A 15,712-nucleotide genomic window follows, 5' to 3' on the forward strand; every position below is an offset into this window, starting at 1 on the left:
TTGCTTGTTTTCAAACCGGACCGATTTTGATATCTGTCCGCCCGGACGGTCCCGTAGCTCAGCAGGATAGAGCATCAGATTCCTAATCTGAGGGTCACAGGTTCGAATCCTGTCGGGATCACCATTCTTTTCAATGACTTATTTATTCGTAAATTGCAGGTTTTTCCGAAAGAGTCGCATAAGGTAGCGTATAGGTAGCAGTTCCCGGCGTATTTACGGCCGCGAATCTGCTGCTACAATTTCTCCTGCTCTGGGGCAGTCGTACCACCGGAGCATCCGGATGCTCCCTATTTGGGAGAATTCGGATGAGGATTTTATCGAAACGGCAACTCAAGGAGCTTGTTCTTTACTCGCCGCAACACATCGCTCGCCTCGAGGCGGCAGGCAAATTCCCGAAGCGGATTAAGCTCGGCCCCAACAGGGTGGGATGGATTGAGGAAGAGGTTTTGGATTGGCTCCAACAACGAATTGACCGTCGAGATTGAGCCTGCTCGACACTCCTGAAAAGGAGCGAGCGGTGTCGCGTAAGTGGCACCGCTCATTTCATGATAGAATGTATTCATGGATGAAGACCAAATTATTTATGAGCCGATCGATGCTTTTCGGCAGGACGACACAGATTTCGGCCAATGGCCGCAAAATAGGATCGGCGGACCTGTCTCCGGCGAAATGATGCCGACAATTGAGTGGTAGCGACCCTCACTTGTCATGGCCATAATTGGCAGGCGTATTCAAAAATGACATCAATCCAACGATGACGCCATGGAGTCGTCTAATGAATGGCAGGATTGCGCCCCCTTTCCGCTCATTCCGAACTGAGGTTCAATCTCCTAGAAGCGGCCTTTGCAATGAGGTCTCTGGCATCGATCACCGAATACCCCCTTGCGACAAGAGCCTGGAATTCATCCCGGATAACCGAGCAACCTTCGATGGCAAAGAAAAGCAACAGAGATGACTTTTCTCAGGCGACAAAGAATCGTCTAGCAAAGCAAGCCCGGTATCATTGCAGCAATCCTAGCTGCAGAAAGTTGACATCGGCGCCTACGAGCGACGGTGTAAAGGAAGTGAACATTGGAGTTGCCGCCCATATCTGCGCTGCAGCCCCCGGACCTGGCTCGCGCCGCTATCGCGCCGATATGACGCCCGAGCAACGAAAATCGCATGAGAACGGAATTTGGCTTTGCCAAGACTGCGCCAAAGCGATCGATTCGGCTGATCCCGCTTTTTCCGAGTCGTTCTTGCAAGAGTGGAAAAAGAAGCACTCGGAGGACATGTGGCGCAGCGTAATTGACAAGATCGCTTTCGGCCCGTCAATGCCGCCAACTGTTGGGGAAATCAGCGCTCGCCTGCAAGTCGCCGCCGCCGCCGACTTGGCCGTGTTCCGCCGAACACCCAAATGGCCGGGCACAAACGTGGCGCTCACGCTCACATTGAAGGTGAAGCATGTGGATGAGGCGCTGAGCACTCGCGCGCTCGCTAACGTTGTGACGACGTTGGACGACCTGATGCTTGTCGCGGCGCCTGGAATGGGAAAGACGACGACACTCTTTCAGATCGCTGAAGGAGTGTTGGAGATCGGCAGCTGCACACCGCTTATCGTACCCTTGGGCGATTGGGCCACCGGCGCCGACACGCTGCTGGTATCCATCCTGAAACGTCCTGCATTCCACGACATTTCGGAAAAGGATTTCCGCACCGTCGCGACGAATCCTGGCGTCGTGCTGCTTCTTGACGGCTGGAACGAACTGGATCCCGCCGCACGCGAACGCGCGCGCGTGCAAATCACTGCGCTCAAGACTGAATTGCCGGAGCTCGGTCTTGTCATTTCCACGCGCAGGCAGGCCCTCGACATTCCCTTCGGTGGGACGCGGGTCGATTTGCTGCCGCTTGACGACGAGCAGCAAATGGAGATTGCGCGAGCCATGCGCGGCGAGGATGGCGCACAGCTCGTCGATCAAGCCTGGCGGACAGCGGGCGTCCGCGAACTCGTCACCATCCCACTCTATCTCACGGCACTGCTGTCGCTGCCAGAGGGCGCACCTTTTCCGACCACGAAGGAAGAAGTGCTACGGCGCTTCGTTGCCGTGCACGAGCAGGAAGCCCGCCGTGCGGCGGCGCTTCATGCCGTGGCCCTCGGCTTCCAGCAGGACTATTTGGATAATCTCGCCGTGTTCGCCACGACAACGGCTAACACGGCGATTACGGACAGCAACGCGCGCAAAGCGGTTGCCGAGACCGCACGGTTCCTGGTGGCCGATGGGCAGATGATCATCACCACACAGCCCGACGCGTTGCTCGACACGCTTGTCAGCAATCACGTTCTTACTCGCTCCGGCGACACGCCGGGCTATTCGTTCCAGCACCAGCAATTTCAGGAATGGTACGCCTCGCACTACGTCGAACGACTGATGATACAAGCCGTCAGCGATCCGGCAGCACGGGAGAAACTGAAGGCCGACGTACTCGATCAGCGCCCGTGGGAGGAAGCAGTCCTGTTCGCCGTCGAACGGAGCGCCCGCGGCGACGCCGCGCATAAGGCCGCATGCAGCGCCGCCATCCGCACAGCTTTTGATGTCGATCCCGTCCTCGCGGGCGAGATGATCTTCCGCGCCACCGACGAGGTATGGGCGCCAATCGGCGCCGAAATGCGGAGCCTCGCCGAGCAGTGGCACGCGCCCGGCAAGGTGGATCGCGCGGTGCGTTTCATGATCGCGTCCGGCAGGCCGGAATTCGGCGATCTTCTTTGGCCGCTTATTTCGCACGCGAACACCCAAGTGCACCTGCCCGCCCTCCGAGCGGCGAAGCGATTTCGCCCATCCGTGCTTGGGAACGACGCGCCGGCGCGCATCGCAGCGCTGCCACCGGAAATCCGCAAGAACATACTGCATGAAATCGCATCGCATGGCGGAATCGACGGCCTCGACCTTGCGACCGCAATCGCGAAGACTGACAGCGATCCGGACGTGAAGGCGACAGTGGTCGATGCGCTCTCATTTCGACGGGCGGATCGCCACGTCGCCGACTTGCTCGCTGACGCGGGCGACGAGACCTACGATATCCTCACCGAAAAGGGTCACCTCGACGACATTGCAGTCGATGCCGTCCAGCAGGAACTCCGGCGAGCGCGCGAACGGCGCAAGGTTGCTGGCATTTCGCACTTTCAGCGCTTGCGCACGCTCGTTCACGCGCCGGTCGGAGATGACCACGATACCAAGGTTACTGAGATTGTTGCCGAAATGGAGATCGACCGGAAACGCGATGGCGAAATGCACTTGTTGTATGAAGCGCGAAAGCGATATCCGGAGGCTCTCGCAAAGGGGCTACTGCGCCGCGTGCGCGAGCACCGCGAACTCTTCTACGGCGCAGACGATATTCTTGCGGCGGCCGGGTTTGCCCTTGAGGACGACGCGCTGCTCGGGATCGCCCTCGAAGAAACAAGCCGCCACGACGACCGCGCCGAGGCCGCCGCTTCAGTGCTGGGACCAAACGCTGTTGGTCGGCTGATCGACGCATATCTTGCAGCTGGGAAAGTCGTGCGCGACGCCAGCGGGAAGTACAACCAGGCGGCGGGTGATCGCTATCACGATCTGCGCGGCCGTATCGGCCACACGCCGGGCGCAAGTTTGGTGGCCGCCGTTCAGGCGCGGTCGGTAAACGCTGACAATGAGGAAATCGTCCAACTGGCCGAGCTGTTTTCCCGTGAGACCTACGGCGACGAAGAGCGGGCGCGACCCTTCAATGAGGAAGGCTTGGCCGCAATCGGAGTGCTGGCGCGCGAATGGGCAGAGCGCATGCTCGCCGCTGGGGATGAGAAGCGTCGGCGAGTGGCTACCATTGCAACGATGATGAGCTACGCGCCGTCCGTCGATCATCTTCCGCTCTTGAAGAGAATGCTTGACGACAATTTACGTCGCTATCGAGCTTTCCGCGAAAAAGCTACCGCGAGCGGCTGGAAGGATCGCGACGCTGTGCACGAAGCGCAGCATCCACACATGCACGAGTACCAACGTGCGTTCTTGGCGATCAATGCGCCAGAGACCGCTGCGCTGATGCGTGAATACCTGACGGATGAGCATTTTGGCGAGTTGGCTGCGCGTGTGCTGGCCTTCCAGTGGTTTGAGGCCAACGAACCCAAGGACGACAAGAAATTCCGGAGCGGCGAAGATTTCTCGCGCGTGGAAGAGCGCCGTGAGGTCCGCGCCGCCGATCCCGCCGCGACATCAGACGAGGCGGAGGCGATCTTCGGCGCAATCGACACGTTGATTGTCGATGGTTCGACGGATGCGCAGATGAAGCTGGGCGTTGCGCTCGGCATTGTCGGATCACGGCTCCCGCACGGCCAGCGTGACGTGACGATCCAGAAGCTCATTTCTCTGGCGCCGAGGCAGGCGCGCGCAGCCTTGCTGTTGTCGCTGATCCTCTCTGGCGAGGACATCGACATCAAGCTCGTGGCCGACGGCATAGCTGAGACCTTTGAGGCGGCCAAGAAGGAGACCTGGATTCTGACTCAGAGCGACGCGTATCAGCTACGCGATTGGTTGCGCCTTTTGCCATTCGCCACACCTGTCACCGATCTGCCCGCCATCGTGCGCGTCATGCCGGACGCGCAGCGCGACCCACGAATGCTTGAAGAGATGGTCGGCGGACTCAGCAGTTCGTGCTCAGACGACGCAGAAGGCGTGACTTTCACGCTCGCAGAAGAAGACCCGCGTCTCTACCAGAACCATCAGTGGCGCGCGACCGCGTTGAGGTTCGGCACCGTATCCGCCGCGCGCCGCCTTGTTGACTTGACCGTCAGCGGCGCGCTCGACGGCAAGTCATACGACGGGTGGCATTGGCAACGCGAATTGGGTGGTTTGATTTCGGAGTTCTCCGAGGTCCGCGCCTATGTCTATGACCTCCTGAAGGATGGGCCGACGACGAAGCAGCTTGCCTTGCTAGCTAGCGCAGTTGCCGAAGACCCTGACACGGACGGCGTATTGATGCTGATTGATTTTGAGATGAAGACCGGACGTTCGTTCATGACGTGGCAGTCGATCCAAAGGGCCGTCACGGAGCACGTGCCGGCCGAGAACTGGGAAGGCGCTTACAATGTCGTGCCCGTCCCGGCGGTCGAGCTGCGCCGGAAGTTGCTGGCGATGACGGGCAGCGGCGGCAAGGATGACCCCGCCACCCGCTGTCTCAACATCATAGATAAGCTCCGGGACGAGTACGGTGCGCCAGAATCGGAACCACGTCATCCCGATCTTGCATCAGGGCGCCCTTGGCCGATCTTGACGCCCGATCCCGACGCCGAGGACGGGAGCTGAATCTGTAGGTGAACGATCCGGGCGAAATGTCGGCCCGAAAGGGAGCGCGCGTCTGCTTTTCCGGCTCTCCCATCGCAAAGCCGCCAGTCTGTTCACGGCCCCGAAGCTGCCTGTTGGGAAGGCGCCCTCACTTCTGCCGTAGTTGGTCTCGGTCAGTTGCGGAACCAAACTGGTAATCGCCGAAGAACTCTGGGTTTTTCATGGGTGCGGCGCAATCATTGTCTGCTTCGGCTGGCTACGCTTGCGAGGCGCCAGACTGCAATCGGCATTAGCCTGTTCCATAGCAATTAACTGAAACGTGTCCCTGGTAATGGACCTAATCAGCTGCTGCGCCCAAGAGCCTTCGCACGGCATCATGCGGATCGAAACCAATGGCTTCAGCCAGATCGAGCAGCTCGACCACATCGACCCGACGCTGGCCTGTCTCGATGCTGGCTATGAATGACTGGGGGCGGTCGAGTTGCGCCGATACTTCGTGCTGCGTGAGGCCTGCTTGCTCTCGCTGCTCGACGATGAAGTCCCGCAAGGCTTCGTGACGCGGCCGTCCGAGTGTTCGAGGCATGCTCCACCTCCGGTGTGGTAAATAGCAGCCTCAATACGATCACAGCGGTTCTAGTCGAAAATCCACTAAGTCCTCTTGCATGGTTAGTGGAAAATCCATTAGGATTCGCCCTGTGACGTACGAACCGAGGATACTCCATTGAGCATCGTTCTGGCATCCAGCGGCGGCGGTAAAGGCTAAGTCGCCGACCCGACGCCTTTCAGCAGGCTGTGGATTATGGCGCGCCTCCACCCCGGTGGTGCGCCATAATTGTAGGAATGGTCACTGGATGGGACAGAGTCTATGAGATCGTCGCGGGAAATGCGTGGGCGGCATTTGTTGCCGTGGCTGCGTTGCTTGCCGCTGCAATCGGCGCCTACGCCGGCGACCAGATCCGATCCGGCACCTATTGGGCGCTCAAGCCCGTCTCGCGACAATTACCATGGAATCGTGGATCGGGTGCTCCAAATTCGTCAGCCGAGCTGACGTCGGTATTCACCCTCGTTCAGGTGTTTCTCCTCGATGCCTCAGGCTGTCGAGCCCGATATCGCAAGACGACATCGTTCGTCGCACATCACCCCACGACGACCTACCAGGAAGCGGTGACTGCGGAGCATGCTGCGGCGGGCTTTGCCACGATGCGTGGCACGATCGTCGACACTGTCGTGGAGCGCGGCTTTTACGTCTCGCAGATCAATCTCGGCAATTCGATAAGCCGCGGTGAGCATTTCGCGAATGTCTACTCGGCCGACCTGCTCGGCTCGTTCACGCGTCCGCACGAGCACTGGACGCAGGAGTTCACCTATCCGACTGGACACCTCATCCTTCAAGTTCATTTCCCCGCGGAACGGCCCCCGAAGTTGGTTGCGTCAAAGATCATCGAAGGCGCATCCGAGAAACCAGCCAGCACGCCGGCACGCCTGATCGACCTGTATGGTCGAAAGTCGATCCTGTGGGATATCGCCAGGCCCAAACCGCATCAGGCGTTCAAGCTCGAATGGACCTGGTGAGCGTACAAACCTTCACCGTATCTTGCAGGGCATAATCTCAGACGTCTCCTCCGATCGTTTTCCCGTGAGCTAACATTCGTCGGCGTCATTTCTTCGTTACCCAGCAAATTCGTCTTGCCTCCAGAAATTGCGTTGATTCTAGAAGAACTCAGTTATCCTGGATTTGTTTGATGCAACCTGACACCAATACCTCAAGGAGTTCTCGTTATAGAATCTCTTTGTATTATTAGAAACTTATTCTGATCAAGCGTCTTGGAGTTGCTGGGCATTCACTGATCCATATTGACTCGCTGCTAGCCAATAGATGATCATTTGTGTGCTCTAAACGGGGAGGGGGATATGTCAAGGCATTATGGAACAGCCAGGTCTCTTCTTTCATTTGCCGAGTTTGTAGCCTGGATTGGGATTCTCGTGGGCGTAGCTTTTGCTTTTTTTGCCTTCGATAAGGGGCTGCATTCGATCTACGGCGGTACAAATATTGCGGCCGGTGTTATCGCTTCGATGCCGGGCGCCGCGATCGCCTTTATGGGCATTATCGTAGTTGCATTTGTTCAAATGGGCAGAGCCGGTATCGACACTGCGGAGATGACCAGAGAGCTTGTCACTCTCAATCGCAGACAGCTGGAGATTGCGTCATCGTCATATGGGCTATTTCAGCGCGCCAGCGAGGCGGCTAAGACTTCAGGACCGCAGGCGCCATTGAATCAGCCAGGCGATCCGGCGACGCCAGGCAGTATCGACCCTTCCGGCGTGCAACAACCGCAAGCCACCTACAAGCCGAATTGGCCATCCGATTCAAACAAGCCGGCGATCGAGAACCGCGCCGGCGTCTATGTCGTCAACGGACAGCAATTCCGGACAGAGCAAGCCGCGATCGAATACCGGGATTCGCTGGGCTGAGATCGTGCAGACCGGCGGTGCCATCATGATGGGTCTTGGCGGCCTGTTGGGCCTGATCGGGCTGCTAACAGCCTGGATACCATTCCTTGGCTTGCTGCTCCTGATGGCAGGGTTTGGCCTCTTCGTCGCGGGCCGTTTTGTTCGACGCCAGGGTCGTCACGATGCTGTCTTGCGCAAGCAGGGCGGGCGCGGTCTGTTCTGATCCCGTCTGGAATAAGCCATTCTCCAGATGGTTTGGTTGGATCTCGTCTGAATGGTTTCCGTCTGCGTCGTCTTCATGGACATTGCACCCGGCACGCTGCTTGTTCAGCGTGACCGTTTGCCCGTTGCAGCGGGAAAGCCGCCAGGCAATTACACATAGGCGATACCCATAGGAAATACCCAACCTCTATGGGTATTTCCTATGGGTATACGGCACAGTACATAGCACCACATTCCGTCACCAGTCGTCAGGGCATCCGCCCATGACTTCACCCCGTCATGCTGTCGGCATGACGCCTCCAGACCCGGCTGCGCGTCCCGCGCAGACCGGCAGACGGGGTGAAGTCATGGCCAATAGGCCAGACGACTGGTGACGGGACTTTACTGACGACTTTCCCTTAAGGGGAAAAAGGACTGGTACAATTAAGATGGACTGTTCCTTGACGACACGTCCTCACATCATGTCCCCTTGCTACCACACGAGGAGAGACCCGGTCCTTGGGGACGTGTCCTTATGGAATTGCCTCACACCAACCGCTTCCAGCATCGCTACATTCTCGGCAAGACCGGGACAGGGAAGTCGACCTTGATGCGGGCGATGATGCTCGACGACATCGCCCGCGGCGACGGGTTGTTTTATGTCGATCCGCATGGCGAAGATGCCGATGCGCTCCTCGAACAGATTCCTTCCGCGAGACGGACGGACGTGATCCTGTTCGATCCGTCCGACGACGAGAACGCGGCGCCGATCAATCTCATCGCCGATGTGCCGACGACGTGGCGGCCATTCGTTGCGTCGTCGATGGTCGATACGTTCAAATCGATCTGGGGCTACGACACGCTCTCGACGCCAGTGCTCGACCAATACCTGTACAACACAGTTGCCGCGCTGCTCGCGATGCCAGGCGCGACGCTTATGGATATCCGCTTCATGCTGACCAGCGAACCGTTCCGACAGAAGGCGATCGGTTATGTAACGGATCCGGCGATCCGGTCCTTTTGGACCTACGACTTTACCGCGCTGTCGGAGCGCGAGCGTCGCGAGACGACGCGCTCGACCCTCAACAAGATCGGCGCCCTTGTCGCCGATCCGCGCGTCCGGGGTGTGATCGGCTATCCCAAAAGCACGATCCGGCTCGAACAAGTTCTCGGCGGCAAGATCCTGATCGCCCGCCTGCCGCAGGGCAGGCTTGGTCTGCAAAAGACGCAAATGCTCGGCAGCCTGCTCTTGGCGCGCCTGCATATGGCCACGCTGGCGAGGGAAGATCGACAACCGTTCCACATCTATCTCGACGAATGCCACCATTTTGCACCCGGCACGCTCACCGAGATGCTGTCCGGTATTCGCAAGTTCAATGTCAGCCTGACGCTCTGCCACCAATATATCGCACAGCTGCCTGTCAGGCTGCGGGATGCGATTCTTGGGACGGTCGGTACCAAGATCGTGTTCCGCGTCGGCGAAGCCGATGCAGAGGCGCTCCGCCACGAGTTCCCGGTCAACCAGGTTTGGCATGCCGTATCCGAGACGCCGGTCTATGCGGCCCAGGTTTCGCTTCCGGCCGGCCGCACCAGCCTCAAGGTCGATCCGGACATAGAGGCTGCGCCGAGGCCTGAGATAGCGCGGCGTATTCGCGCCCATTCGCGCCGCCACCACACGATCCGGCGGACACGTGTCGAGCGCTTCGTCGCCAGACGCTTCCGCGAGGCCGAAGGCGGCCCGCGGACTTGACAGGCAAAACCGGATGCCGGTCCAATGTCGATGGGGAAGTGGGGGCGAGACCGACTTGCGGATCAGCATTCGCCATGAAGAGATCAAGGAAGGCGTTGTCTTCAGAAACGTCTGGCACGACGTCTGCGTCACGGTCGACTTCACCCAGGAAGAACGCCAGATTATTGTTGAGCGGCGACTGACCGGGCATGTCCTTTTGGAGCGTATGCCGGCGGGTGTCGATCCTGACGACAATCCCGACTGGTATCATCTGCGCGTCGGTCATCTCCTGGAGCGCAAGCCGGATCGCCATCGAACGGCCAATCCTTCCGATGCCAAGGCCTATGAGGCAAGGCTGCTGGCCGCGTTGCAGGCGATGAAGGACTGGCTCGCAAGCAATGCCGATCCCGGTGAGGACAAGGTGATCGAGCTATGATCCCGGGCCTGAGGACCGACACCGTCGAGGGCGCTTTCGTCCTCTTCCTCGGGCTTGCCTTGCTTATTGTGCTCGCGCTGTTTGTCACACCGATCGCGCTGGTCGGCATTCCGAGCTATCTGTTCTACCGATTTTGGCGTGACCATCCGGCTCGCCTTGAACGACTGGCTCGCGAGCAGACCGAAGCGCTGTTGGCGTCGGTGCGCAATGCCAATGTGGTATTCACCGAGACAGAGATCGAACGTGCCCTGCTGGCCGAGGTGCCTGCGAAAACACCGCCCGCGGTCAGGGCGCAGCTTGCCGAGATGGGCAAACGGCTGTTTGAAGCAGAACACATCTCCGCCGATATTCCGCCGCCGCCGCCGGTATTGAACTCAATCGAGGGCGCGCGGTATCGCGATATGGTCGCACGGGCTGCCCAAGCGGGTCTCGACCGCAACATGGCGATATCGGCGCTGGCGACGATCTCCAGGAGCCTTGCCGCGATCGCGCGCGATCTACCTGCCATGGAGGGAGAGCTGCTGGTTCCAGCTGCCCAGTTCCTCGACAAGACCAACCTGATCGTTGCCGATGTGATCGCGCCGTTCTTCGAGCAAAACGACTATAACCATTTTGCTAAGCTGCGCGAGCGACTGAACGCCAACTTCGCTGAGACTCATCGCACCAATCCGGTCCATCCCTCCGACTACAAGGGCGACGATGCGCCAGAGATCTATCTGAAAGGCACGCCGCTGATCGACCTGTTCGCGATCCGGATCCCATTCGGTATTCCCGAAGCGACGCGCTTTGAACACACCCACATCATCGCCGGTTCGGGGCACGGCAAGACGCAGACGCTGCAGTATCACATCGTTCGCGATCTCGAGGATATCAGCCGCGGCGACAAGAGCGTCATCGTCATCGACAGCCAGGGCGACATGATCTCCAACCTGCTGCGCGCCAAGACCGTGCCGCCGGAGCTTATCGTTCTCATCGATCCTGAAGACATTGCCTTCCCGGTCTGCCTGAACCTGTTCGGCGTCGGCAAGGAACGCCTTGCCACCTACGGCGACCTGGAGCGCGAGCGGCTGACCAATTCGATCATCGAACTCTATGACTTCGTGCTCGGTACGCTACTGTCGGCGGCGATGACGCCGAAGCAGAGTGTGGTCTTCCGCTATCTGACCCGGCTGATGCTGCATATACCGGATGCGACCATCCATACATTCCGCGAACTTTTGGAGCCGGGCGGCACCAAGACTTATGCGAATGCGATCGCCGAACTCGACGGGACCGCGCGCAGTTTCTTTGCCAATGAGTTCGACACGAAGGAGTTCGATCAGACCAGGCGGCAGGTACTACGGCGATTGTATGCCGTTCTTGAGAACCGGACCTTCGAGCGGATGTTCACCCATCCGCGTTCCAAGTTCGACATGTTTGCCGAGATGAACGCGGGCAAGCTCATCCTGATCAACACGGCAAAGTCATTGCTCAAGGAGGATGGAACGGAGATCTTCGGTCGGTTCTTCATCGCGTTGATTGCACAGGCTGCACAGGAACGTGCGACAATCCCGTCTGGCGAGCGCACGCCGGTCATCTGCTACATCGATGAGGCGCATGAATATTTTGATCAAAACATCGCGGTCATTCTCTCCCAGGCTCGCAAATATAGGGTCGGCATGGTGATGGCGCACCAGTTTCTGGGCCAGTTGGACTCAAAGCTGCAGGAGGCGTTTGAGGCCAACACCTCGATCAAAATGGCCGGCGGCATCTCCATGCGCGATGCGCGCACGCTTTCAAGCCAGTTCAATTGCGATCCCGATCTACTGCATCGTCAGAAGAAGGGGAGCCTCGTCACCTATGTTCGCGGGTTCACCCTCAAGGGAGTGCCCATCGATTTTCCGTTCTTTGCTCTTGAGAACCTGCCGCGCGCCAGCCGCGAGGAGATGGAGATGATCCGCAAACTGAGCCGGGCTCAGTACGCAGAACCCCACGCCAAGAAGGACGCAGAGCACCAAGACGGGGACGGGGAGTACGAGGCGCCCAGTCGGGACGACACTTTCGACCAAGGCGACGACACTGACCCCGGTCAGCGTTCTCGTCCGTCCAAAACCGCCAAGGACGACAAGAACCAATCGAAGAAGTCTGATGACAATGATGATGACGATCCGACTTCCAGCGGGAGTTCCTGGTAGGAGTAAAATCTGGTAATATCAATGGGTTATGAGAACCCATGATGCCATAGGACGTGCAACATTCCATCACATAGAGTACCGCTGCGGAATACGGCCGACGCAGCGAGAAACGCGCTGGCTGAAGTTTATCGAGCGTCACGGGCCGCAAAGTTCGCTCTATTTGCATGAACTGACCAGCGATACGCATCGCGATCGCGATACGTCCCTGCGCCAACTTCAGAAGCTGAGAAGCGGCGACTACCTGACTTGTCCGGTCCAGCAGCGTGCAACAGAGAACGCCAGCTTCAATCCATATATCTATGAGCTGACACCGCGCGCTCGCGCTTGGCTCGAGGGTAATGATCTCGCCGAGAACACCATCCGGCCGTCAGGCCACTGGGTACATCAGTACATGGTTAGCTGCATCACCGCCTCGATAGACATATCACTTCAACGTTCCGGCATGTCTTACATACCGGCGCATGCAATCCTGGAGCGATCAGGCTCGACGCTCTCTGTCGAGCTTGGCCGCAAGAAGCTTACACCGGATCAGTTGTTCGGCATCGACTATGGTGGGCGCTATCGGTTCTTCTGCGTCGAGGCAGATCGCGGCAGCGAACCCAAGGACAGCAAGGCTGCCCGAAAGAGCTATCGCAGCATGATCGAGGACTACGCCAACTTCATCGGCGACGGTGTTTACAAGCAGCACTTTGGCCTTACTGCAGGGATGCTGCTGCTCTGTGTGTTCTCTTCAAAGACCAACGAGCGGAGGTTCCTGGAGACTGTCCGAGCGGCTCTCGGAAAGCGGTCGGCTTACATTCTCACCCAGACTGTTCCCGGGTTCCATGGGTGTTTCCGGCCGCCTGAGCTATTTGCCAATCTGGCAAACGGCGGATGGGCAAGGGCTGGACAGACAGAATTCGTGATCAGCGACACATGAATCGGCTACGTGGGCTGGCTCCGGCAGCCGCGTTCCTATGGCTTGCTTCGCAGACCTGACTCCGCACCTGATCGGTATCCGCCGACGATCCGTCCAGCCTAATGTCCGCTTCATTGACTCAGCAGCCAAGAGCGGCCGGTCGGAAAGCGGCCCCATAGCGGGCTCCCCGCGTCGTCGCTGTTGCCGGCAGTTTTCGGGAGTTGAGCGGATGTTCATCCGCCTGCAGGAAACCGGCGGCTTTTGACCTACCGCAGTCTTAGGCCATCCAAGTCTAAGACGTGGTCAGGATCGGACGGCCGCCTGCCTCTCAAGCGGGCAAGCGGCCATACGTGGGATTTGTGCTTAACCAGCACGGCCGGCGGATGGCTTGGGGCTTGGTTGGAGACTTGATGTCTCGATGACCGCTGACACAATGACACCCGCAACGAGCGCCCAGAAGGGTGCGCTAATGCCGAGCAACGAGATGTTCGACAGCGAAACCGCCAAGGCCACGAAGGCGCCAGTCTGATTGCCGAGGTTCTTGCCAAATGCGTTCTGGAGAGCGGCCAGAAGCACCCCGATCATCGCAAGGCCGGCGACGGTGCCGATGAGGGCGCCGGGCAGCGACATGATGACCGGAACGGCCGCGCCGGCAACGAGGCCGAAGGCACCGAAGAGGATGCCGTTGACAACCGTCGCGGCGTAGCGTCCCTCCTTGTCCTCGCCGGCCTGCTCGGACGAGCAGATCGCCGTCATCGGCCCGGCGATATTGGCGTTGTGCCCGCCGAGGAACCCGGCCGCGATCCCGCCGACGCCGGAGAGGATCGTCATCATGTTGATCGGGGGATTATAGCCTTCCGCCATCAGGACGCCCGTCGCCTGCGCATTCTCGGCACCGATGACGAGAAGCGCCAGCGGTATCGAGATCGCCAAAAAGGCGTCGAACGTGAAAGCCGGGGCGGTGAACTCGGGGAAGACAAACGAGATCTCGGCGGCGCCGCCACCGATCGATCCCGTCGCGAATGCGGCGACGAGGCCCGCGACGAGGGCGGGAAGTACCGGCGGCACGTTCTTCGACCACCGCATGGACACAAAGAAGGCGACGATGGCCGCGCCGGCGATCCACGGCGCCGTGCCGAGCGACCCGACCGCGCCGGTTGCAAAGCGCATCAGCGCGCCTGCGATCATGGCCATGACGATCGGCATCGGAATCCAGCGCATCACCCTTCCGATCAAGCCTGAAACGCCCAGAAGCAGCACGATCACGCCCGCCATAATGAAGGAGCCGACGGCCTGGTCGAACGAGAATGTCGCGAGCGATCCGGCGACGAGGGCAGCCCCCGGTATGGAATAGGCGCCCGTAACGGGCTGCTTGTAGCGCAGCGCCAGAAAAAGACTGATCAGCCCGCCGAGAAAATAGATTGCAAACAGCCAGGCGACCGCCTGCCCGTTCGACAGACCGGCGTTGTTCGCCGCGCCGATGACGATGAGCGCCGGGCCGGAACAGCCGAAAATCGCCGCGACGACGGCCGCACTGACCGTCTTCACGTTGAGATGCCGTGGCAGGTCCCTGAGCCCCGCGCGGAAGCCGGGAGCCGGCTCGATGATGTGCCTACGTTGCGTTTCCATTCCTCATTTCCTCCCTCGATGTGATGCCGCTGTTTCCCAGATGCGGCGTGTGGCGCCCGGCCGGAACGCCGGGCAATGACTGGTCACGAACCGACGAACTGCGCCGAGCGCTTCTCGTGGAAGGCCGTCACGCCCTCCCGGAAGTCGTCGGAGGCGCGAAGGCGGCTATAGCAGTGGCCCTCGAGCTCGATGGCCGTCGTCAGCAGCGCGTCGTCGGTGTCGTTGAGAAGCTTCTTGGCCGTGCGTTGCGCGAGCGGCGAAAAGGCGAGCAGTTCCTCGACCAGCGCGTCGACGGCGGATTCGAGATCGGCGTCCGCGACGATCTCCGAGGCGATGCCCCAATCGTAGGCCTCCTGGCCCGTGACCCGCCTGGACCGCATCACGATGTTCTTGGTGCGTGTGACGCCGACCATCTTCTGAAGCCGCGCCGAGCCGCCCGAACCGGGGATCTGGCCGAGTTTCTGCTCCGGCAGGGCGTAGCGCGTGGTCTCGGTGGCGACGCGGAAGTCGCAGGCGAGCGACAGTTCGAATCCGACCCCGAAGCAATAGCCGCGGTTTGCCGCGATCACCGGCTTGGAGCAGCGCGCCGGCGCCGCAATGTTCCAGGCAAGGTGGGACACGTGCTCGGGGCTTGCTTCGAGAAATCCCTTGATGTTGCCGCCCGAGGAGAAATGCTCTCCCGCCCCGGAAACGACGATGATGCGCACGCGGTCATCCGCGTCCAGCGCCTCGAACACGAGGCGAAGCTGATCGCGCGCGGCCATCGAGACGACGTTGTAGGGCGGGCGGTCCAGCGTGATGTCGGCACGCTGGCGCTCCGCGTCGATGGAAACTGTGAAGCCGTCGAGTTCGGCCAGGCGCTTGTCGTCGAATGTGGCTGCTTCGGCCATTGCTTATTGTCCTTTC

Annotated in this window: 13 protein-coding genes and 1 tRNA gene; 10 read left to right on the forward strand and 4 right to left on the reverse strand. The window is 59.6% G+C overall.

What is annotated here, in order from left to right; translation table 11 throughout:
• The first annotated feature begins 47 nt into the window (after nucleotides 1-47).
• The 4 genes from ACQK2M_RS04920 (at nucleotide 48) to ACQK2M_RS04935 (ending at nucleotide 5,309) form a co-directional block, all read left to right on the forward strand.
• Nucleotides 48-124: transfer RNA gene (locus ACQK2M_RS04920), tRNA-Arg, on the forward strand.
• Between the two features lie 181 nt (nucleotides 125-305).
• Nucleotides 306-485, forward strand: a complete 180-nt coding sequence (locus tag ACQK2M_RS04925) for a helix-turn-helix transcriptional regulator (protein ID WP_425416872.1) — start codon at nucleotides 306-308, stop codon at nucleotides 483-485.
• A 76-nt stretch (nucleotides 486-561) separates the two neighbouring features.
• The gene (locus ACQK2M_RS04930) at nucleotides 562-693 is read left to right on the forward strand and encodes a hypothetical protein (protein WP_425416873.1); all 132 of its coding nucleotides are present in this window, start codon (nucleotides 562-564) and stop codon (nucleotides 691-693) included.
• Between the two features lie 236 nt (nucleotides 694-929).
• Entirely contained in the window at nucleotides 930-5,309 is a 4,380-nt protein-coding gene (locus tag ACQK2M_RS04935) for an NACHT domain-containing protein (RefSeq protein ID WP_425416874.1), read from the forward strand.
• A gap of 316 nt (nucleotides 5,310-5,625) precedes the next feature.
• On the opposite strand, the gene ACQK2M_RS04940 is transcribed toward ACQK2M_RS04935, so the two are convergent.
• Complete coding sequence (locus tag ACQK2M_RS04940; RefSeq protein ID WP_425416875.1) at nucleotides 5,626-5,871, reverse strand: helix-turn-helix domain-containing protein; 246 nt, start codon at nucleotides 5,869-5,871, stop codon at nucleotides 5,626-5,628.
• Nucleotides 5,872-6,194: 323 nt separating this feature from the next.
• Here ACQK2M_RS04940 and ACQK2M_RS04945 point away from each other — a divergent pair, with 323 nt between their 5' ends.
• Both ACQK2M_RS04945 and ACQK2M_RS04950 read left to right on the forward strand, forming a co-directional pair.
• Complete coding sequence (locus tag ACQK2M_RS04945) at nucleotides 6,195-6,860, forward strand: hypothetical protein (protein WP_425416876.1); 666 nt, start codon at nucleotides 6,195-6,197, stop codon at nucleotides 6,858-6,860.
• Nucleotides 6,861-7,199: 339 nt separating this feature from the next.
• Nucleotides 7,200-7,760, forward strand: a complete 561-nt coding sequence (locus tag ACQK2M_RS04950) for a hypothetical protein (RefSeq protein ID WP_425416877.1) — start codon at nucleotides 7,200-7,202, stop codon at nucleotides 7,758-7,760.
• 64 nt (nucleotides 7,761-7,824) lie between these two features.
• Here the strand turns inward: ACQK2M_RS04950 and ACQK2M_RS04955 are convergent, their stop codons facing one another.
• Nucleotides 7,825-8,145, reverse strand: a complete 321-nt coding sequence (locus tag ACQK2M_RS04955) for a hypothetical protein (protein ID WP_425416878.1) — start codon at nucleotides 8,143-8,145, stop codon at nucleotides 7,825-7,827.
• 330 nt (nucleotides 8,146-8,475) lie between these two features.
• Here ACQK2M_RS04955 and ACQK2M_RS04960 point away from each other — a divergent pair, with 330 nt between their 5' ends.
• From ACQK2M_RS04960 to ACQK2M_RS04975, 4 genes are read left to right on the forward strand one after another with little or no spacing between them, the layout of a single operon-like run.
• On the forward strand, nucleotides 8,476-9,690 hold the full coding sequence (locus ACQK2M_RS04960; protein WP_425416879.1) for a type IV secretory system conjugative DNA transfer family protein: 1,215 nt from the start codon (nucleotides 8,476-8,478) through the stop codon (nucleotides 9,688-9,690).
• 55 nt (nucleotides 9,691-9,745) lie between these two features.
• Complete coding sequence (locus ACQK2M_RS04965) at nucleotides 9,746-10,105, forward strand: hypothetical protein (RefSeq protein ID WP_425416880.1); 360 nt, start codon at nucleotides 9,746-9,748, stop codon at nucleotides 10,103-10,105.
• Nucleotides 10,102-12,279 carry a type IV secretory system conjugative DNA transfer family protein gene (locus tag ACQK2M_RS04970; protein WP_425416881.1) on the forward strand — a complete coding sequence of 726 codons (2,178 nt, stop codon included), beginning with the start codon at nucleotides 10,102-10,104 and terminating at the stop codon, nucleotides 12,277-12,279. Before ACQK2M_RS04965 ends, ACQK2M_RS04970 begins: the two co-directional genes overlap by 4 nt.
• 28 nt (nucleotides 12,280-12,307) lie before the next feature.
• Nucleotides 12,308-13,198, forward strand: a complete 891-nt coding sequence (locus ACQK2M_RS04975; protein ID WP_425416882.1) for a replication-relaxation family protein — start codon at nucleotides 12,308-12,310, stop codon at nucleotides 13,196-13,198.
• 342 nt (nucleotides 13,199-13,540) lie between these two features.
• Here ACQK2M_RS04975 and ACQK2M_RS04980 read toward each other — a convergent pair whose 3' ends face one another.
• Nucleotides 13,541-14,806: a benzoate/H(+) symporter BenE family transporter gene (locus ACQK2M_RS04980; RefSeq protein WP_425416883.1), complete on the reverse strand. Its 1,266-nt coding sequence runs from the start codon at nucleotides 14,804-14,806 to the stop codon at nucleotides 13,541-13,543.
• A gap of 83 nt (nucleotides 14,807-14,889) precedes the next feature.
• A complete protein-coding gene (locus ACQK2M_RS04985) occupies nucleotides 14,890-15,696 on the reverse strand; it encodes an enoyl-CoA hydratase/isomerase family protein (RefSeq protein ID WP_425416884.1) in 807 nt (268 codons plus the stop codon).
• Between the last annotated feature and the right edge of the window lie 16 nt (nucleotides 15,697-15,712).

It is taken from the genome of Oricola indica, from assembly GCF_965227485.1.
GTDB classification, from domain to species: Bacteria; Pseudomonadota; Alphaproteobacteria; order Rhizobiales; family Rhizobiaceae; genus Oricola; species Oricola indica.